At 59.2% G+C, this 19915-nt stretch carries 15 protein-coding genes and 1 tRNA gene; 13 read left to right on the forward strand and 3 right to left on the reverse strand.

Annotated elements, in window-relative coordinates:
• Positions 1-30: 30 nt before the first annotated feature.
• From ACS4NR_RS18940 to ACS4NR_RS18950, 3 genes are all read left to right on the forward strand, one after another.
• Entirely contained in the window at positions 31-1302 is a 1272-nt protein-coding gene (locus ACS4NR_RS18940) for a YeaH/YhbH family protein (RefSeq protein WP_041070055.1), read from the forward strand.
• Positions 1299-2861: a SpoVR family protein gene (locus ACS4NR_RS18945; RefSeq protein WP_027610714.1), complete on the forward strand. Its 1563-nt coding sequence runs from the start codon at positions 1299-1301 to the stop codon at positions 2859-2861. The genes ACS4NR_RS18940 and ACS4NR_RS18945 overlap by 4 nt, the downstream gene beginning before the upstream one ends.
• A gap of 64 nt (positions 2862-2925) precedes the next feature.
• Positions 2926-4155, forward strand: a complete 1230-nt coding sequence (locus tag ACS4NR_RS18950; protein ID WP_456018058.1) for a multifunctional CCA addition/repair protein — start codon at positions 2926-2928, stop codon at positions 4153-4155.
• Between the two features lie 84 nt (positions 4156-4239).
• On the opposite strand, the gene folK is transcribed toward ACS4NR_RS18950, so the two are convergent.
• Both folK and folB read right to left on the reverse strand, forming a co-directional pair.
• Complete coding sequence (folK, locus tag ACS4NR_RS18955; protein ID WP_166495415.1) at positions 4240-4758, reverse strand: 2-amino-4-hydroxy-6-hydroxymethyldihydropteridine diphosphokinase; 519 nt, start codon at positions 4756-4758, stop codon at positions 4240-4242.
• Positions 4749-5105: a dihydroneopterin aldolase gene (gene folB / locus ACS4NR_RS18960; protein WP_166495414.1), complete on the reverse strand. Its 357-nt coding sequence runs from the start codon at positions 5103-5105 to the stop codon at positions 4749-4751. Before folB ends, folK begins: the two co-directional genes overlap by 10 nt.
• Before the next feature lie 74 nt (positions 5106-5179).
• Here folB and plsY point away from each other — a divergent pair, with 74 nt between their 5' ends.
• Positions 5180-5749: a glycerol-3-phosphate 1-O-acyltransferase PlsY gene (gene plsY / locus ACS4NR_RS18965; protein ID WP_166495413.1), complete on the forward strand. Its 570-nt coding sequence runs from the start codon at positions 5180-5182 to the stop codon at positions 5747-5749.
• A 35-nt stretch (positions 5750-5784) separates the two neighbouring features.
• Here plsY and tsaD read toward each other — a convergent pair whose 3' ends face one another.
• Entirely contained in the window at positions 5785-6810 is a 1026-nt protein-coding gene (gene tsaD / locus ACS4NR_RS18970; RefSeq protein WP_115986048.1) for a tRNA (adenosine(37)-N6)-threonylcarbamoyltransferase complex transferase subunit TsaD, read from the reverse strand.
• 199 nt (positions 6811-7009) lie between these two features.
• On the opposite strand from tsaD, the gene rpsU reads away from it, so the two are divergent.
• The 9 genes from rpsU to ACS4NR_RS19015 all read left to right on the forward strand — a co-directional run bounded on the left by rpsU (position 7010) and on the right by ACS4NR_RS19015 (position 19892).
• The gene (gene rpsU / locus ACS4NR_RS18975; RefSeq protein WP_002551877.1) at positions 7010-7225 is read left to right on the forward strand and encodes a 30S ribosomal protein S21; all 216 of its coding nucleotides are present in this window, start codon (positions 7010-7012) and stop codon (positions 7223-7225) included.
• A 481-nt stretch (positions 7226-7706) separates the two neighbouring features.
• The gene (gene dnaG, locus ACS4NR_RS18980) at positions 7707-9671 is read left to right on the forward strand and encodes a DNA primase (protein WP_115986047.1); all 1965 of its coding nucleotides are present in this window, start codon (positions 7707-7709) and stop codon (positions 9669-9671) included.
• A 67-nt stretch (positions 9672-9738) separates the two neighbouring features.
• Positions 9739-11586, forward strand: a complete 1848-nt coding sequence (gene rpoD / locus ACS4NR_RS18985; RefSeq protein WP_047596442.1) for an RNA polymerase sigma factor RpoD — start codon at positions 9739-9741, stop codon at positions 11584-11586.
• A gap of 126 nt (positions 11587-11712) precedes the next feature.
• Complete coding sequence (locus ACS4NR_RS18990) at positions 11713-15459, forward strand: bifunctional diguanylate cyclase/phosphodiesterase (protein WP_095137426.1); 3747 nt, start codon at positions 11713-11715, stop codon at positions 15457-15459.
• A gap of 15 nt (positions 15460-15474) precedes the next feature.
• Positions 15475-15551: transfer RNA gene (locus ACS4NR_RS18995), tRNA-Ile, on the forward strand.
• Between the two features lie 133 nt (positions 15552-15684).
• Entirely contained in the window at positions 15685-16425 is a 741-nt protein-coding gene (locus tag ACS4NR_RS19000; protein ID WP_456018059.1) for a hypothetical protein, read from the forward strand.
• Positions 16426-16584: 159 nt separating this feature from the next.
• Positions 16585-17046: an Lrp/AsnC family transcriptional regulator gene (locus ACS4NR_RS19005; protein ID WP_007966501.1), complete on the forward strand. Its 462-nt coding sequence runs from the start codon at positions 16585-16587 to the stop codon at positions 17044-17046.
• A 356-nt stretch (positions 17047-17402) separates the two neighbouring features.
• Complete coding sequence (locus ACS4NR_RS19010) at positions 17403-19085, forward strand: flavin monoamine oxidase family protein (protein WP_456018060.1); 1683 nt, start codon at positions 17403-17405, stop codon at positions 19083-19085.
• Between the two features lie 12 nt (positions 19086-19097).
• Entirely contained in the window at positions 19098-19892 is a 795-nt protein-coding gene (locus ACS4NR_RS19015) for a carbon-nitrogen hydrolase family protein (protein ID WP_456018061.1), read from the forward strand.
• Positions 19893-19915 lie beyond the last annotated feature (23 nt).

Here is a 19915-nt window from a genome sequence, read left to right on the forward strand (position 1 = left end):
CTTATGACTTGAAGCTCCCCGGAGGGGTCTATGAGCTATGTGATCGACCGACGTCTCAATGGCAAGAACAAGAGCACGGTGAACCGCCAGCGCTTCCTGCGGCGTTACCGTGATCACATCAAGAAGGCTGTCGAAGAGGCGGTCAGCCGCCGTTCCATTACCGACATGGAACACGGCGAACAGATCAGCATTCCCGGTCGCGACATCGACGAACCGGTGCTTCACCACGGTCGCGGCGGCAAGCAGACCGTGGTTCATCCCGGCAACAAGGAATTCACTGCCGGCGAACACATCGCCAGGCCTCCGGGGGGCGGCGGTGGACGCGGTCCCGGCAAGGCTGGCAATTCCGGCGAGGGCATGGACGAATTCGTCTTCCAGATCACCCAGGAAGAATTCCTCGAATTCATGTTCGAAGACCTCGAACTGCCGAACTTGGTGAAACGCAACCTCAGTGGTACCGACACGTTCAAAACCGTGCGCGCCGGGATCAGCAACGAGGGCAACCCTTCGCGGATCAACATCATCCGCACCCTGCGCTCAGCCCACGCCCGGCGCATTGCGCTGTCCGGCAGCAGCCGCGCCAAGCTACGCGAGGCCAAAGAGGAACTGGCGCGACTGAAGCGCGAAGAGCCAGACAACTTCGGCGATATTCAGGAACTGGAGGCAGAAATCGAGAAACTCAGCGCGCGCATTCACCGCGTGCCGTTCCTCGATACTTTCGACTTGAAATACAACCTGTTGGTCAAGCAACCCAACCCCAGCTCCAAAGCGGTGATGTTCTGCCTGATGGACGTTTCCGGTTCGATGACCCAGGCCACCAAGGACATCGCCAAACGCTTTTTCATCCTGCTGTACCTGTTCCTCAAGCGGAACTACGACAAGATCGACGTGGTATTCATCCGCCATCACACCAGTGCCCGGGAAGTGGACGAGGAAGAGTTCTTCTACTCGCGGGAAACTGGCGGCACCATCGTCTCCAGCGCCCTGAAGCTGATGCAGGAGATCATGGCCGAGCGTTATCCAAGCAACGAGTGGAATATCTACGCCGCGCAAGCCTCCGACGGCGACAACTGGAACGATGACTCGCCGATCTGCCGTGACATCCTGATCAACCAGATCATGCCGTTTGTGCAGTACTACACTTATGTGGAGATCACCCCGCGCGAACACCAGGCCCTCTGGTACGAATACGAACGCATCGCCGAAGCCTTTTCCGACACGTTTGCCCAGCAGCAACTGGTCTCGGCCGGGGATATCTATCCGGTCTTCCGTGAACTCTTCCAGCGCAGGTTAGTGACATGACCGCCAAAGAGCAGAAACGCCAACCTATTTCCACCGGCTCCGAATGGACGTTCGAGCTGATTCAGGCCTACGACCGCGAAATCGCCCGGATTGCGGCCGGCTATGCCCTGGATACTTATCCCAACCAGATCGAAGTGATCACCGCCGAGCAGATGATGGACGCCTATGCCTCGGTCGGCATGCCACTGGGCTATCACCACTGGTCCTACGGCAAGCACTTCCTCAGCACCGAGAAATCCTACAGCCGCGGGCAGATGGGGCTGGCCTACGAGATCGTGATCAACTCGGATCCGTGCATCGCCTACCTGATGGAAGAAAACACCATCTGCATGCAGGCGCTAGTGGTGGCGCACGCGTGCTATGGCCACAACAGTTTCTTCAAGGGCAACTACCTGTTCCGCACTTGGACTGACGCCAGCTCGATCATCGATTACCTGGTGTTCGCCAAGCAGTACATCATGCAATGCGAAGAGCGCCACGGTATCGACGCGGTGGAGGACTTGCTCGACTCCTGCCATGCGCTGATGAACTACGGGGTCGACCGCTACAAACGTCCGTATCCGATTTCCGCCGAGGAAGAACGCCGCCGGCAGAAGGATCGCGAAGAGCACCTGCAGAAACAGATCAACGATCTGTGGCGCACCATCCCCAAAGGCGCGGACAAGTACAGCGACAAGGACAACGCCCGTTTCCCGGCCGAGCCGCAGGAAAACATCCTGTATTTCATCGAGAAGCACGCGCCGTTGCTGGAGCCGTGGCAACGGGAGATCGTGCGGATCGTGCGCAAGATCGCCCAGTATTTTTATCCACAGCGTCAGACTCAGGTGATGAACGAAGGCTGGGCCACGTTCTGGCACTACACCCTGATGAACGACCTGTACGACGAGGGCCTGGTGACCGACGGGTTCATGATGGAATTCCTCACCTCGCACACCAGCGTGGTTTTCCAGCCGGGCTTCGACAGTCCTTACTACAACGGGATCAACCCCTACGCATTGGGTTTTGCGATGTATCGCGACATCCGCCGCATGTGCGAAAACCCCACCGAGGAAGACCGGCGCTGGTTCCCGGACATCGCCGGCTCCGACTGGCTGTCGAGCATCAAGTTCGCCATGAGCAGCTTCAAGGACGAGAGTTTCATCCTGCAGTATCTGTCACCGAAGGTGATCCGTGACCTGAAGCTGTTCAGCATCCTTGATGACGATCAGAAGGACGATTTGCTGGTACCGGCGATCCACGACGAAACCGGTTACCGGATCATCCGCGAAACCCTGGCCGCGCAGTACAACCTCGGCAACCGCGAGCCGAACGTGCAGATCTACAGCATTGACCGGCGCGGCGACCGCTCGCTGACCCTGCGTCATCAGCAACATGACCGCAAACCCTTGGGCGACTCCACCGACGAGGTGCTGAAACATCTGCACCGGTTATGGGGCTTCGACATTCATCTGGAAACCCTGCAGGGTGACCAGATCATGAAAACTCACCACGTACCGCCGCGCAGTGAACACAGCGAAGGCGATTACGGTCGGCTCGACCTGGCCGTGATTCATCTCTAGATGCGGATCTGACCTCCGAAAGTCCGATGCAAGGGTTATCCTGTCGGGCTAACGGAGGTTTTTTATGCAGATTTTCAAGGTTGGCGGTGCGGTACGCGATCGCTTGCTGGGTATACCGGTCACCGACGTTGATCGGGTGGTGGTGGGCGCGACCACTGAGCAAATGCTCGCCCAGGGCTTTCGCCCCGTGGGTGCGGATTTTCCGGTATTCCTTCACCCGAAAACCGGCGAGGAATACGCTCTTGCCCGTACCGAACGCAAAAGCGGTCGTGGTTATGGTGGGTTCACTTTTCACGCAAGCCCCGAAGTCACTCTGGAAGAAGACCTGATCCGCCGCGACCTGACCATCAATGCGATGGCCGAGGACGACCAGCAGAACCTCACCGATCCGTATCATGGCCAGCGTGATCTCGAAGCACGCGTGCTGCGTCACGTTTCCCCGGCGTTTGCCGAAGATCCGCTTCGGGTGCTGCGCGTTGCGCGCTTCGCCGCCCGCTATGCCGGTCTAGGCTTTACCGTCGCCCCGGAGACCCTTGAGCTGATGCGCCAGCTCAGCGAGTCCGGCGAGCTGCAAGCCCTGACCGCCGAACGCAGCTGGAAGGAAATCTCCCGCGCATTGATGGAAGATCAGCCACAGATGTTCATCCAGGTGCTGCGCGATTGCGGCGCACTGAAAGTGTTGATGCCGGAAGTCGACGCGCTTTTTGGCGTGCCACAACCGGAAGCGCATCACCCGGAAATCGACACCGGCCTGCACACGCTCAGCGTTCTGGAGCAATCAGCGCTGCACAAACAACCGCTGACGGTACGCTGGGCTTGTCTGCTGCATGACCTCGGCAAAGGCCTGACCCCGGAAGAAGAGTGGCCACGACATATCGCCCATGAACACACCGGGTTGAAGCTGATCAAAGCGGTCAACGAACGCTTCAAGGCGCCGAAGGACTGTCAGGAGTTGGCCTTGCTTGTCGGCAAGTACCACACCCACAGTCACCGGGCGCTGGAGCTGAAGGCCTCGACGTTGCTGGAGTTGTTGCAGAACTTTGATGTGTATCGACGACCGCAACGGTTTGAAGAGTTTATCGCCGCCTGCGAAATGGACGCCCGAGGCCGCAAAGGGCTGGAGCAAAGAAGTTATCCACAGGCGGAATATTTACGTGGCGCTGCCAAGGCTGCACGAGAAGTCGCGGTGCAGCCGTTGCTGGAGAAGGGATTCAAGGGGCCGGAGCTGGGCGAGGCGCTGAAGCGAGAACGACTGAAGGCGCTAAAAGCCTACAAAGACCAGGCTTCAGCCTGAAAAGCTTCGCGAGCAAGCCTGCTCCCCCAAGGAGAATGCATTCCAAATGTGGGAGCGGGCTTGCTCGCGAAAGCGGCAGCTAATTCAACGCAAATCCGAAGACGTGAGCTGCTGTCCACGCCACTCAAACCCGACCGGCGCCAACACCTGATCAATCTGCGCCTCGGCCCACAACGTCGCGAAGCTTTTTCCCACACCCGGATGCACCCGATCCGGCGCAATCAGCGACAGCGGCCACAACACAAAGGCATTTTTCAGGATTTCGGCACGCGGCAGGATCAAACCGTCGAAATTACCCGTCAGATCGCCGTACAACAGCACGTCGATATCCAGCGGCAACCCCTTGCGATCAGGGGCGTAACGCCCGTTATCTGCCTCGATGAACTTCAGACGACGGTCCAGTTCCGTCAACGGCAGATCGGTCAGTGCCGAGACCACGAAGTTGTAGAACGGCCCGCTCTTGATCCCCACCGGCTGACTCTCAAACACCGCCGAACAGCGGATATCCACCAGGAATGTCGCCAAAGCGTCGAGTCCGGCGCGCAAATGGGTTTCGCGCTCGATATTGCTACCGAGCCCGAGGTACACCTGAGTCAGCGACATCCGCGCTCGATCTCCACACCCACGCCACCCTTGGCGGCCGGCACGGCGCCCGGCTTGGTCAGCTTGAGGCGAACCCAGGTGATCTTGAATTCGGCCATCAGCACTTCGACCAGACGCTCGGCAAAGGTCTCGACCAGTTGATATTGCGCTTGCTCGGCAAACGCCTGGATGCGCGTGGAAACACTGGCGTAATCGAGCGCCTTGGTCAGGTCGTCACCGGCCGCAGCCGGGCGATTGTCCCAGGCGAAGCTCAGATCAAGACGCAGGCACTGGCGAATGCCGCGCTCCCAATCGTAGGCACCGATCACGGTGTCGACTTCCAGGCCCTCGATAAACACTCTGTCCAAGCACTTTTCTCCGCTGCACGACAAGGGCGCAATGCGCCGTTAGAATCAGGGCGTCCTCGCCCGGAATGGTTAGCATGTTTTGGTTACTGGCGACCTTCGCCTACCTGCTCGGCTCTCTGTCCTTCGCCATTTTGCTCAGCCGCCTGACCGGAAATCCGGATCCGCGAATGAGTGGCTCGGGTAATGCCGGCGCCACCAACATGCTGCGCCTGGCCGGTCGCAAACTGGCGATCCTGACCCTGCTCGGTGATCTGTGCAAAGGCCTGCTGCCGGTGCTGATCGCAGCGGCCGCTGGCCTTTCGCTGCAGGATCAGGCCTGGATCGGCGTGTGCGCCGTGATCGGTCACCTGTTCCCGCTGTACTTCCGTTTTCGCGGCGGCAAAGGTGTCGCCACCGCTGCCGGCATGCTGCTGGGCCTGTATCCACCCGCCGCGCTGCTGGCGGTGTGCGCCTGGCTGCTGACGTTCTACCTGACCCGTACCAGCTCGCTGGCGGCGCTGATCGCCACGCCCCTGACCCTGCCCTTACTTGCGTGGCAAGAACCGGAGGCGCTGCTGCCGATGAGCGCATTGACATTGCTGATCGTCTGGCGCCACCGCGGCAATCTACGCGACCTGTTTGCCGGGCGCGAACGGCATTTTTAAATACCGCTCAGCCACACCGCCAATCGCACCGCCAATCACAGTGCCGACAACTGCTCCATCGGCCAGCGCGCCTGCACGCTGATGGCCAGACTTTCCTGCTGGCCGGCCTGCAAACGCTGGCAACCGGCAAACGCGATCATCGCTCCATTGTCGGTGCAGAACTCGGGACGGGCGTAGAACACATCGCCCTGCATGTCACCGAGCATTTTCTCAAGAGAAACACGCAACGCCTTGTTGGCACTGACGCCGCCAGCGATCACCAGACGCTTCATGCCCGCCTGTTTCAGGGCACGTTTGCACTTGATGGTCAAAGTCTCCACCACGGCCTGCTGGAACGCCAGCGCGATGTCGCAACGGGCTTGCTCGCTGTCGTCCCCGGCGCTGACGCATTGCTGCCAGGTGTTGAGAGCAAAGGTCTTCAAGCCGCTGAAGCTGAAATCCAGACCCGGGCGATCACACATCGGACGCGGGAAGGTGAAACGTCCTGCAACGCCCTTCTCGGCCAGTTTGGCGATTTCCGGCCCCCCCGGATAATTGAGGCCCATCATTTTCGCGGTTTTGTCGAACGCTTCGCCGGCGGCATCGTCGAGGGTCTCGCCAAGCAGGCTGTATTGGCCAATGCCATCGACCTGAACCAGCTGCGTATGCCCACCGGAGACCAACAAAGCGACGAACGGGAATTCCGGCGGTTTTGGCTCCAGCATCGGCGCCAGCAAGTGGCCCTCCATGTGGTGCACACCGAGTGCCGGAATGCCCCAGGCAAACGCCAGCGCCTGAGCGCACGAAGCACCGACCAGCAGCGCCCCGACCAGACCTGGGCCTGCGGTGTAGGCGATCGCATCGATCTCGGTCGGCACGCAGTCAGCCTCGGCCAACACCTGACGAATCAAGGGCAGCATGCGTTTGACATGGTCACGCGAGGCCAGCTCCGGCACCACGCCACCATAGACGCGGTGCAGGTCGATCTGACTGAACAGCGCGTCGGCCAGCAGGCCGCGCTCACTGTCGTATAATGCGACGCCGGTTTCGTCGCAGGAGGTTTCTAATCCCAGTACTAGCATGGGTTTGCGCCTTGTTTAGGCTGAATTCGAAGGCGCGCATAATAGTCGCCATGCGATGCCCCGACTAGCGGTTTTCGATCAGAGGCTTTGCATTCCGAGCGATGAGGGGTTAACATCCGCAACCCTTAAAAACCGACGTCTTCAAGTGCTCTTTTGCCGCGAGGATGTTGACCCCGGTAATGAATGAAGGTAGCTCTGGATGCCAGCCGTCAAAGTTAAAGAGAACGAACCCTTCGACGTAGCTCTGCGTCGTTTCAAGCGCTCCTGCGAAAAAGCCGGTGTACTGGCTGAAGTTCGTAGCCGCGAATTTTACGAGAAGCCAACTTCTGAGCGTAAGCGCAAAGCAGCAGCCGCTGTTAAGCGTCACGCCAAGAAAGTTCAGCGCGAACAGCGCCGCGCCGTTCGTCTGTACTAATACACAGACGATCGTAGCAAGCTTCTTGCCTAAGCCCGGCCCTCAGCCGGGCTAATGGCATTTGCGTAAAACGCTTGATGCTTCACCGTCGAAGCCGCACATGCGACCGAGACAAACCTGCTTCACGCGTCAGACCTGGCTCTTTTGCCAGCGGTGCACGTCTTTTCTGACGAGCCTTTCAAGGCTACTGACGAGCACACCCACTGATTCCTCTTACGACGATCAGCCCAAGGCACCTGAATGCGTGCCCGCTTTATTGAGCTATCCGAGGCCATTTATCGGCCGCCAGCGGATTCAGCGCAACACTTTCAAATAGTCGAAAACTGATGAGTACTAACGTCAGTGGTTTTTCGGCAGATACACTTCCCGACAGCGATCACGCAACCGAACCCGGTCGAGCCGTACATTTTGTGCGCTTCACTCAAGACCTGTGTCCGGCCGCCCTTCGCATCGGACTCATTACAGCGCAGACGAGAACGCCATGGCCGGGCTGATTCCCCAGAGCTTTATTGACGACCTCCTGAACCGCACCGACATCGTCGACGTGGTCAGCTCGCGCGTGCAACTGAAAAAGGCCGGCAAGAACTACACCGCCTGCTGCCCGTTCCATAAAGAGAAAACCCCGTCGTTCAGCGTCAGCCCGGACAAGCAGTTCTATTACTGCTTCGGCTGCGGCGCCGGCGGCAACGCCCTCGGCTTTCTCATGGACCACGACAACCTGGACTTCCCCCAGGCCGTCGAGGATCTGGCCAAAGCCGCCGGGATGGAAATCCCCCGCGAAGAAAGTGGCCGCCCGCACAAACCGCGACAGCCAACCGATTCGCCGCTGTACCCGCTGCTCACCGCCGCCGCCGACTTCTACCGCCAGGCACTCAAGAGCCATCCGGCGCGCAAAGCCGCCGTGGATTACCTCAAGGGCCGCGGACTGACCGGCGAGATCGCCCGGGACTTCGGTCTCGGTTTCGCGCCGCCGGGCTGGGACAATCTGTTTAAGCACTTGAGCAGCGACACTTTGCAGCAGAAGGCCATGATCGACGCCGGCCTGCTGATCGAGAACGCCGAAACCGGTAAACGCTATGACCGCTTCCGCGATCGCGTGATGTTCCCGATTCGTGATACCCGCGGCCGCATCATCGCTTTCGGTGGCCGGGTACTCGGCGACGACAAGCCGAAATACCTGAACTCACCGGAAACCCCGGTCTTCCATAAAGGCCAGGAACTCTACGGCCTCTATGAAGCACGCAAGAACAACCGCAACCTCGACGAAATCATCGTCGTCGAGGGTTACATGGACGTCATCGCCCTCGCCCAGCAAGGTTTGCGCAATGCCGTCGCCACCCTGGGCACCGCGACCAGCGAAGAACACCTCAAGCGTCTGTTTCGGGTAGTGCCGAACGTTTTGTTCTGCTTCGACGGTGACCAGGCCGGCCGCAACGCCGCCTGGCGCGCACTGGAAGCAACATTGCCGTGCCTGCAGGACGGGCGCCGCGCGCGCTTTCTGTTTCTGCCCGAAGGCGAGGACCCGGACACCCTGGTTCGCGCCGAAGGCACTGACGCCTTCAAGGCGCGGATCAATCAGCATGCGCAGCCGCTGGCGGACTATTTCTTCCAGCAACTGACCGAGGAAGCCGATCCACGCTCGCTCGAAGGCAAGGCCCATATGGCCACCCTCGCCGCACCGTTGATCGATAAAGTGCCGGGCGCCAACCTGCGCATTCTGATGCGTCAGCGCCTGACCGAAATTACCGGCCTGAGCAGCGAAACCGTCAGTCAGCTGGCGCAAAGCGCGCCGCAGGAAGCGCCGCCCGCCTACGATCCGGGCATCGATTACGACGCAATGCCGGATTACAGCGACTACCATCAGCCGCAGGCACAAGACATGTATGTGCCGCAGCAGGAGTGGACGCCGAAGAAATCCGGCGCCGGCGGCAAAAAATGGGACAAGAAACCCTGGGACAAGAACGGCAAACGTGGCGGCGATCGCGATCAACAACGCCCGCGCACGCCGATTGGCGTCGAATCGCCAACCCTGACCGCCTTGCGTACCTTGCTGCATCACCCGCAACTGGCCAAGCGCGTCGAAGACGCCGGGCACATTGCGGACGAAAATCAGACCAACGCCCAGTTGCTTGTGGCGCTGCTAGAGGCCGTACAGAAGAATCCCAAGCTAAACTCATTTCAGTTGATCGCGCGATGGCACGGCACTGAACAGGGTCGCCTGCTCAAGGCACTGGCGGAAAAGGAGTGGCTGATTGACGGAGAAAACCTTGAACAACAGTTTTTCGACACCATTACTAGCTTGTCAGCCCGCCAACGCGAGCGAAATCTGGAACAGTTGCTCAGGAAAGCGCGTCAAAGCGAACTGAGCGCCGAAGAGAAAAATCAACTGCGCGACCTTCTAAGTCGCAATGTTTCCGCATCAAACCCGACCTCAACTGGCGCGTGAGGTCATAGCTCAGGTATAATCCTCGGCTTGTTTTTTGCCCGCCAAGACCTTCAGTGGATAGGGTGTTATGTCCGGAAAAGCGCAACAGCAGTCTCGTATTATTGAGTTGATCAAACTGGGTCGTGAGCAGAAGTATCTGACTTACGCCGAGGTCAACGACCACCTGCCCGAGGATATTTCAGATCCGGAGCAGGTGGAAGACATCATCCGCATGATTAACGACATGGGGATCCCCGTACACGAGAGTGCTCCGGATGCGGACGCCCTTATGTTGGCCGACGCCGATACCGACGAGGCCGCTGCGGAAGAAGCAGCCGCTGCGTTGGCAGCGGTGGAGACCGATATCGGTCGCACCACTGACCCGGTGCGCATGTACATGCGTGAAATGGGTACGGTCGAGCTTCTGACTCGTGAAGGCGAAATCGAAATCGCCAAACGTATCGAAGAAGGCATCCGTGAAGTGATGAGCGCGATCGCGCACTTCCCTGGCACGGTTGACCACATTCTCTCCGAGTACACTCGCGTCACCACCGAGGGTGGTCGCCTGTCCGACGTTCTGAGCGGTTACATCGACCCGGACGACGGCATTGCGCCGCCGGCCGCCGAAGTTCCGCCGCCGATCGACGCGAAAGCCGCCAAGGCTGACGACGACACCGACGACGATGAAGCTGAATCTTCGGATGACGAAGAAGAAGCCGAAAGCGGTCCGGATCCGGTCATCGCTGCCCAGCGTTTTGGCGCTGTGTCCGATCAGATGGAAATCACCCGCAAGGCCCTGAAAAAGCACGGCCGTCACAACAAGGCAGCGATTGCCGAGTTGCTGGCCCTGGCCGAGCTGTTCATGCCGATCAAACTGGTGCCGAAGCAATTCGAAGCCCTGGTCGAGCGTGTTCGCAGTGCCCTGGATCGTCTGCGTCAGCAAGAGCGCGCGATCATGCAACTGTGCGTACGTGATGCACGTATGCCACGCGCCGATTTCCTGCGTCAGTTCCCGGGCAATGAAGTCGACGAAAGCTGGTCCGACGCCCTGGCCAAAGGCAAGAGCAAATACGCCGAAGCCATTGGTCGCGTACAGCCGGACATCATCCGTTGCCAGCAGAAACTGATTGCGCTGGAAACCGAGACCGGCCTGACCATCGCTGAAATCAAGGACATCAACCGTCGCATGTCGATCGGTGAGGCCAAGGCCCGCCGCGCGAAGAAAGAGATGGTTGAAGCCAACTTGCGTCTGGTGATCTCGATCGCCAAGAAGTACACCAACCGCGGTCTGCAATTCCTCGATCTGATCCAGGAAGGCAACATCGGTCTGATGAAAGCGGTGGACAAGTTCGAATACCGTCGTGGTTACAAGTTCTCGACTTATGCCACCTGGTGGATCCGTCAGGCGATCACTCGCTCGATCGCCGACCAGGCTCGCACCATCCGTATTCCGGTGCACATGATCGAGACGATCAACAAGCTCAACCGCATTTCCCGCCAGATGCTGCAGGAAATGGGTCGCGAACCGACCCCGGAAGAGCTGGGCGAACGCATGGAAATGCCTGAGGACAAGATCCGCAAGGTATTGAAGATCGCTAAAGAGCCGATCTCCATGGAAACCCCGATCGGTGATGACGAAGACTCTCATCTGGGTGACTTCATCGAAGACTCGACCATGCAGTCGCCAATCGATGTCGCAACCGTTGAAAGCCTGAAAGAAGCGACTCGCGAAGTGCTGTCCGGCCTCACTGCCCGTGAAGCCAAGGTACTGCGCATGCGCTTCGGTATCGACATGAACACCGACCACACACTCGAAGAAGTGGGCAAACAGTTTGACGTAACGCGTGAGCGGATCCGTCAGATCGAAGCCAAGGCGCTGCGCAAGCTGCGCCACCCGACGCGAAGCGAGCATCTGCGCTCCTTCCTCGACGAGTGATACCAGAACCCCCGGCCCAGGCCGGGGGTTTTGTTTATGCAGCAGATTAAATCCCTCGCACCGCCCCTCCCCGGCATACCCCGTCTACACTCGAAACAATGAATCCCGTGCCATAACGAGACGGTTATGCCCAGACTGGCGCCCGTGCTTTTCTTGCTGTCACTGATGATCTGGACCGCAACGGCTGACGCGCTGACTCTGACCGATGAAGAACGTAGCTGGCTGGCGGCTCACCCGGACTTGCGCCTGGGTGTCGATGCGTCGTGGCCGCCGTTCGAATTCCGCGATGAACAGAATCGCTATCAGGGCCTGGCCGCCGACTATATCGACGTGATCCGCCAGCGCCTGTCGATCAAACTCAATCCGGTCGAGCCCTCGAGCTGGACCGAAGTGCTGGCGCAGGTGAAGACCGGCAAGATCGACCTGCTGCCGGGTATCATGTCCACCCCGGAACGCCAGAATTACCTGTCGTTTACCCGGCCCTATCTCGACTTCCCGATCGTCATCCTCGCGCACATCGGCGGTGCGCAACCGCGCAAACTGGAAGACCTGTATGGCCTGAAGATCGCCGTGGTCGAGAACTACGCCCCTCACGAATTACTGCGCACCCAGCATCCGGATCTGAATCTGGTAGCCATGCCCAATGTCAGCTCGGCCTTGCAGGCTCTGGCTACCGATGAGGTAGACGCCGTGGTCGGCGATCTTGCCTCCAGCGTATGGAGTCTGCGCCAGCTCAAGCTCGACGGTTTGTACGTCAGCGGCGAAACCCCGTATCGCTACCAGTTGGCGATGGGCGTACCTCGTGACAACAAAATGCTGGTGGGCATTCTGGACAAAGTCCTGGCGGACATGAGCCCCGAGGAAATCAGCAGCATTCAGGAACATTGGGTCGGTAATGTTCTGGACCATCGGACATTCTGGTCGGATCTTCTGATCTATGGCCTTCCGGGCCTGTTGCTACTGGTCAGCATTCTGGCGGTGGTGATTCGCATCAATCGCCGCTTGAGCTCGGAAATCGCCCGACGTGTCGACCTCGAACAGGAGTTGCGCAGCAGCGAATATCACTACCGCGGACTGGTGGAAAGTCTGTCGGCCATCGCCTGGGAAGCGCGCATGAGCGACTTCACCTACAGTTATGTGTCGCCGCATGCCGAAGATCTGCTCGGTTATCCACAGGCGCATTGGCTGATTCCGGGCTTCTGGCGCAACATCATCCACCCTGCCGACCTGACCCGTGCCCAGGCCATTTGCGATGATGCGGTACGCGAAGGGCGTGATCATACTCTCGACTATCGGGTGATTACTGCTGACGGGCGCTGCCTGTGGGTGCGTGACATTGTCAGTCTGATTGAACATGGCCATGAGCCGGTGATGCGTGGGCTGATGATCGACATCAGCGAAACCAAGCGCACCGAGGAAGCACTGCGGCTTTCGGAGCAGAAATTCGCGTCGGTGTTCCAGCAATGCCCGGACATTCTGGTGATCGCGCGGTTGTCCGACGGCTGCCTGCTGGAGGTCAACGAAGCCTTTGAAGCGCAGATTGGCCTGAAGGCGGAAGATGTGGTTGGCCAGACAGCCACTGAACTGAATATCTGGGGCATCCCCGGGGTCGGGCCCGGGCTGTTACAGCGCTTGCAGGCCGGCAGTATCCGTAACCTGGAGATGCCCTTTCGCCGCAACAATGGCCAGGTGTTTACCGGGCTGATCTCGGCCGAACCTTTCGACCTCGACACCACTCCGGCGCTGGTGGTGGTCGTGCGCGACATCACCCAGCTCAAGGAAACCCAACAGCAACTGCAAACCTCCGAAGAGAAGTTCGCCAAGGCCTTTCACGCCTCGCCGGACGGCTTGCTGCTGTCACGCCAGAGCGATGGCTTGCTGCTGGAGGTCAACGAGGGTTTCAGTCGCATCACCGGATTCAACAGCGCTATGTCGGTGGATCGCTCGGCGCTGGATCTGGGGATCTGGGTCAACCTCAACGAACGCAAGCAGATGCTCGACCTGCTGCACAGAGATGGCTTCGTGCGCGATTTCACCTGCCATATCCGGCGCAGCGACGGGCAGATCCGCCTGTGCGAAGTGTCCAGCCGTCCACTGCCGATCGGCGAAGAAGACTGCATGCTGACCATCGCCCGGGACATCACCGAGCGCCACTTGATGCAGGAAAAACTGCAGCAGGCCGCCACCGTTTTCGAAAGCACCGCCGAAGGCGTGTTGATCACCGACACCCAGCAGCACATCAGCGCGGTCAACCGTGCCTTCACCGAAATCACCGGCTACAGCGAAAGCGAAGCCCTTGGCCATACCCCGCGCCTGCTCGCCTCGGGACTGCACGACAGCGCGTTTTATGCGGCGATGTGGCACCAATTGACCGACGAGGGTCACTGGCAGGGCGAGATTTCCAACCGGCGCAAGAACGGCGAGTTGTATCCGAGCTGGCTGACCATCAGCGCCGTGCGCAATCGCGACAAATTCATCACCCACTTCGTCGCGGTGTTCGCCGATATCTCCAGCCTTAAACACGCGCAGGCCAAGCTCGATTATCAGGCGCACCATGACCCGCTCACCGGCCTGCCCAATCGCACCCTGTTCGAAAGTCGCCTGCTCACTGCACTGAACAGTCAGCAGGAAAATGGCGGTCAGGGCGCCGTGTTGTTCCTCGATCTCGACCGTTTCAAACACATCAACGACAGCCTCGGCCACCCTGTCGGCGACCTGCTGCTCAAGGGCATTGCCGTACGTTTGAAAGAACAACTGCGCGATATCGACACCGTCGCGCGCCTGGGCGGTGATGAATTCATCATTCTGCTGCCGGGCCTGCAACAAGCCAGCGATGCCGATAACATCGCAATCAAACTGCTCAACTGCTTCGGCGCACCGTTTCAGGCTGGTGAGCACGAGTTTTTCATCAGCGCCAGCATCGGTACCAGCCTCTATCCACGCGACGGCTGCGACGTCGCCACACTGGTGAAAAACGCCGACGCGGCGATGTACCGCTCCAAGGCCAAGGGCCGCAACCGCGTCGAAAGCTACACCCGCGACCTCACTGCCCAGGCCAGCGAACGTGTGGCGCTGGAGCACGAACTGCGCCGGGCCATCGAGCGCGAAGAGTTGTTCCTCTACTACCAACCGAAAATCAGCCTCGACGACCATCGCCTGGTCGGCGCCGAAGCACTGATCCGCTGGCGCCACCCGACCTTCGGCGAAGTGCCGCCGGAGCACTTCATCCCGCTGGCCGAAGAGAACGGCATGATCCTGCAGATCGGTGACTGGGTGCTCGAAACCGCCTGCCGGCAGATGTTCGAGTGGCACCAGATCTACGACAGCCTCGGCCCGCTGTCGGTCAACCTCGCCGGTGCGCAACTACGCCAGCCGAACCTGCTCGGGCGCATCGAACAACTGCTCAGAGACAACCGTTTGCAGCCTGATTTACTGCAACTGGAAATTACCGAAAACTTCATCATGAGCCAGGCCGAAGAGGCTTTGGCGGTGCTGCACCAGCTCAAACACTTGGGCGTACAACTGGCGATCGACGACTTCGGCACCGGTTATTCTTCGCTCAGTTACCTCAAACGCCTGCCGCTGGACATCCTGAAGATTGACCAGTCCTTTGTTCGCGGACTGCCCGATGACCCGCACGACGCGGCGATTGTCCGCGCGATCATCGCTCTGGGCCGGAGCATGCAATTCACCGTGATCGCCGAAGGCGTCGAGACCCAGGCCCAGCAGCAATTCCTCGCCGCCGAAGGTTGCGAACAGATCCAGGGCTACATCGTCAGCCTGCCGCTGCCCCCGGAAGAATTCGCCGCGACGTTTCTCCGTGTAACCGTATCGGATTATTCGGATAGCACAGCCGCCAAACCGTCGCTATAATCCGCGGCCTACTGAGGGCCTATAGCTCAGTTGGTTAGAGCAGAGGACTCATAATCCTTTGGTCCACGGTTCAAGTCCGTGTGGGCCCACCAAACAAACAAAGGCTTATGCTTGATGGCATAGGTCTTTTTTTGTGTCTCGTCAGCCAATCAGCTGAACCCGTCCACCTGGATGTGAATGGTGCATGCGGGGAATACGTAAGATCAAATCGCAAGGGAGCACGCAGTGAGCGCAATGGAAAAGGAACTTCCAGAAATACACATCGACGACATCATCAAAATTCTTGAACATTTGAGTACGTGCAGACCCCTGAAGGCATCTGCAAGGCGTAGCAGACTCGAATTGAATGCGGAGAAATTTGCCAATTGGTGTCTCGTTGTCGGCGGTGCCGGGATGGCCGTCGCTGCCTGCATGGCCTACTGGCATACGTCGCAGACTCCGCTGCCGGAAGGGGCCAAGTATCTGGCTCTCTATCTTGTGCTCTTCTCGACAATATCCACTTTGCTGTCGCTGCTTACACCCATGCTGGCACTGATCTATGCGCTCTTCCGATGGGAGACCATCACCTTGAAAAGCATGATTGCCGATTTCAGACACGAAAATGCGTTAGTGGATTCGCTTCAACCTCATCCGGAAGTGGCACTTCTGGATGCCAAGCATTGGCTCGAACTCAGAATCAACCGAGCAGAAGCACGTGTCGCCCTGTTTTTTGGAGAAAAAGCTGCAGCCCTTGCTCTGCTGGGAACGGCCTACGTCTGCGCTGAAAAATTCGGCGGTTTTCCCTGGATCAGTAAGACCTTGTTGGCCGGGCCTGTGAGCGGGAACTGGGGTAATAGCGCCTTGTTGATGATCATTGCCTTGGTACTCGGTCTTTCCATAGGAGCGGTATTGCTCAAACGTGTAAATCTCCGATATCGCTTCCAGATCGAGCTTATCGATCAAGCCTTACGCAGAATGGCCAGATAACGGCCAATCCAACAGATAAAAATCCGCGCAGTTACGCGGATTTTTCGTTTCCACTCTTCGCGCCCATTGGCCAACAATTCGATTACCGGCCACAAGCGTCTCTTCGGTCGAGCCTGTAACATGCTCGCTCCAGGATCCACGCCCTATGGAGCGCAACCCTTGCCCGACACCCGCCCCCCCGCCCTCGACGAAATCGACCGTCAGCTGATCGCCGCCCTGCAGATCAACGCCCGCGAAAGCGTGGCCATGCTTGCCCGGCAGTTGGGTATTGCGCGCACCACCGTCACATCGCGGCTGGCGCGGCTGGAGAAGGCCAAGGTAATCACCGGGTATGGCGTGCGGCTGGGGCAGCGCGTGGTCGATGGCGGTTTGCAGGCGTATGTCGGGATCAAGGTGCAGCCGCGTTCCGGCAAGGAAGTGCTGCGTCGGTTGAGCGCGATGGCGCAGGTGCAGCAGTTGTGTGCGGTGAGTGGCGAGTTTGATTATGTGGCGTGGTTGCGCACCGATTCGCCGGAGCAGCTCGATCAGTTGCTGGATCAGATCGGCAGTGTGGATGGGGTGGAGAAGACTACGACGTCGATCATTTTGAGTAGCAAGATAGATCGGGGGCAGCCGGTTTGAGTAATGGCAATAACCTTCCGATTGGCAAATAGGGCCTCTTCGCGAGCAAGCCCGCTCCCACGTTTGACCGGGTTGAGCGCAGAATCTGCGTCAGACACAACACCCACTGTGGGAGCGGGCTTGCTCGCGAAAGCGGTCTGTCAGACACCTTCCTTGGTGGCGGGAACATTGCCTTCGCGAGCAAGCCCACCCGCACAATGATCGAAGTGCAGTAAAAGATTGTCACTTTGATCAATAGAATGGCAAAACGACGACACTTTGCGTCTTATTAACGTGTTCTACGCTCCCTAGAATGGCTGGCATCTTTTCCTATACTCAGACGCGCACCCTGCGTCGGGTCGCCAGCAAGGTCAGCCATGAACAAGAACAATCGCCATCCTGCAGACGGTAAGAAACCCGTCACCATTTTCGGCCCTGACTTCCCGTTTGCCTTCGACGACTGGATCGAACACCCGGCCGGTCTCGGCAGCATTCCTGAACATAACCATGGCGCTGAGGTGGCGATTGTCGGCGCCGGTATTGCAGGTCTGGTTGCCGCCTACGAACTGATGAAGCTCGGCTTGAAACCAGTGGTGTACGAGGCCTCGAAACTGGGTGGCCGCCTGCGCTCGCAAGCGTTCAACGGCACCGATGGCATCGTCGCGGAACTGGGCGGCATGCGCTTCCCGGTGTCCTCCACCGCGTTCTATCACTACGTCGACAAGCTCGGTCTCGAGACCAAACCTTTCCCGAACCCGCTGACGCCGGCCTCCGGCAGCACCGTGATCGACCTCGAAGGCAAAACCCATTACGCACAAAGCCTGAAGGATCTTCCTGCACTGTTCCAGGAAGTGGCTGACGCCTGGGCGGATGCGCTGGAGGCCGGCTCGCAGTTCGCCGATATTCAGCAAGCGATCCGCGACCGCGATGTGCCACGCCTCAAAGAGCTGTGGAACAAACTCGTACCGCTGTGGGACGACCGCACGTTCTACGACTTCGTGGCCACTTCCAAAGCCTTCGCCAAACTCTCGTTCCATCACCGCGAAGTATTCGGTCAGGTCGGTTTCGGTACCGGTGGCTGGGACTCGGACTTTCCCAACTCGATGCTGGAAATCTTCCGTGTAGTCATGACCAACTGCGACGATCACCAGCACCTGGTGGTTGGCGGTGTGGAGCAAGTGCCGCAAGGCATCTGGCGCCATGTGCCGGAGCGCTGCGTGCACTGGCCAGAAGGCACCAGCCTGAAATCCCTGCACCGTGGCGCGCCGCGTTCCGGTGTGAAGAAAATCGCTCACGCCCCGGATGGCCGCTTTGCCGTCACCGACAACAACGGCGACACCCGCGAGTACGCCGCCGTGCTGACCACCTGCCAGAGCTGGCTGCTGACCACCCAGATCGAATGCGACGAAACCCTGTTCTCGCAGAAAATGTGGATGGCGCTGGACCGCACGCGCTACATGCAATCGTCGAAGACCTTCGTAATGGTCGACCGGCCATTCTGGAAGGACAAGGATCCAGAAACCGGCCGCGACCTGATGAGCATGACCCTCACCGATCGCCTGACCCGCGGCACCTATCTGTTCGACAACGGTGACGATAAGCCGGGGGTGATCTGCCTGTCGTACTCGTGGATGAGCGACGCGCTGAAGATGCTGCCGCACCCGGTGGAAAAACGCGTAGAGCTGGCGTTGAACGCGCTGAAGAAAATCTACCCGAAAGTCGACATCGCCGCGCGGATCATCGGTGATCCGATCACGGTTTCGTGGGAAGCCGACCCGTACTTCCTCGGTGCGTTCAAAGGCGCCCTGCCCGGCCACTATCGCTACAACCAGCGCATGTACGCGCACTTCATGCAGGACGACATGCCAGCCGAGCAACGCGGGATTTTCATTGCCGGTGACGACGTGTCGTGGACCCCGGCGTGGGTCGAGGGCGCGGTGCAGACTTCGCTCAACGCAGTGTGGGGCATCATGAAGCATTTCGGCGGGTCGACACATAAAGAGAACCCGGGCCCGGGTGATGTGTTCAAAGACATCGGCCCTATCGCCCTGCCCGAGTAAGAGGAATCCCCGATGCGTGTAGCCCTTTACCAATGTCCACCGCTGCCCCTGGAACCCGCCGCCAACCTGCATCGCTTGCAGCAACTGGTGATGGAGGCCAAGGGTGCCGACCTGCTGGTGCTGCCGGAAATGTTCCTGACCGGCTACAACATCGGCAAGGAAGCGGTCAGCACCTTGGCCGAGGTCTACAACGGTGAATGGGCGCAGCAGATCGGTCGAATCGCCAAAGCCGCCGGGCTGGCGATTGCTTACGGTTACCCAGAGCGCACGGCCAACGGGCAGATTTACAACGCCGTGCAGTTGATCGACGCGCACGGCGAGCGCCTGTGCAACTACCGCAAGACCCATCTGTTCGGCGACCTGGATCGGTCAATGTTCAGCGCCGGCGAAGATGATTTTCCGGTTGTTGAACTCAACGGCTGGAAGCTCGGTTTCCTGATCTGCTACGACCTGGAGTTTCCCGAGAACGCGCGGCGTCTGGCGCTGGCCGGTGCCGAGCTGATTCTGGTGCCGACGGCAAACATGATTCCGTTCGATTTCGTCGCTGACGTCACCGTGCGTTCCCGCGCCTTCGAAAACCAGTGTTACGTGGCTTACGCCAACTATTGCGGGCATGAAGGCGAGATCCACTATTGCGGGCAAAGCAGCATCGCCGCACCGGACGGCAGCCGCATCGCCCAGGCTGGCCTTGATGAAGCATTGATCGTCGGGGAACTGGATCGCCAGTTGATGGCCGACTCGCGCGCTGCCAATCGCTACCTCAACGACCGTCGCCCCGAGCTTTACCACGCGTTGAACAAGCGCTGACCCCACGCAATCCGCTAGCATTG

It is taken from the genome of Pseudomonas sp. JQ36 (assembly GCF_053851495.1).

Bases quoted from the DNA above. Each gene is read 5' to 3' on its own strand.
- tsaD (WP_115986048.1), bottom strand. From the start codon at position 6,810: ATGCTAGTACTGGGATTAGAAACCTCCTGCGACGAAACCGGCGTCGCA.
- rpoD (WP_047596442.1), top strand. From the start codon at position 9,739: ATGTCCGGAAAAGCGCAACAGCAGTCTCGTATTATTGAGTTGATCAAA.
- plsY (WP_166495413.1), top strand. From the start codon at position 5,180: ATGTTTTGGTTACTGGCGACCTTCGCCTACCTGCTCGGCTCTCTGTCC.
- dnaG (WP_115986047.1), top strand. From the start codon at position 7,707: ATGGCCGGGCTGATTCCCCAGAGCTTTATTGACGACCTCCTGAACCGC.
- ACS4NR_RS19015 (WP_456018061.1), top strand. From the start codon at position 19,098: ATGCGTGTAGCCCTTTACCAATGTCCACCGCTGCCCCTGGAACCCGCC.
- ACS4NR_RS18945 (WP_027610714.1), top strand. From the start codon at position 1,299: ATGACCGCCAAAGAGCAGAAACGCCAACCTATTTCCACCGGCTCCGAA.
- folK (WP_166495415.1), bottom strand. From the start codon at position 4,758: ATGTCGCTGACTCAGGTGTACCTCGGGCTCGGTAGCAATATCGAGCGC.
- ACS4NR_RS18940 (WP_041070055.1), top strand. From the start codon at position 31: ATGAGCTATGTGATCGACCGACGTCTCAATGGCAAGAACAAGAGCACG.
- ACS4NR_RS19010 (WP_456018060.1), top strand. From the start codon at position 17,403: ATGAACAAGAACAATCGCCATCCTGCAGACGGTAAGAAACCCGTCACC.
- rpsU (WP_002551877.1), top strand. From the start codon at position 7,010: ATGCCAGCCGTCAAAGTTAAAGAGAACGAACCCTTCGACGTAGCTCTG.
- ACS4NR_RS18990 (WP_095137426.1), top strand. From the start codon at position 11,713: ATGCCCAGACTGGCGCCCGTGCTTTTCTTGCTGTCACTGATGATCTGG.
- ACS4NR_RS18950 (WP_456018058.1), top strand. From the start codon at position 2,926: ATGCAGATTTTCAAGGTTGGCGGTGCGGTACGCGATCGCTTGCTGGGT.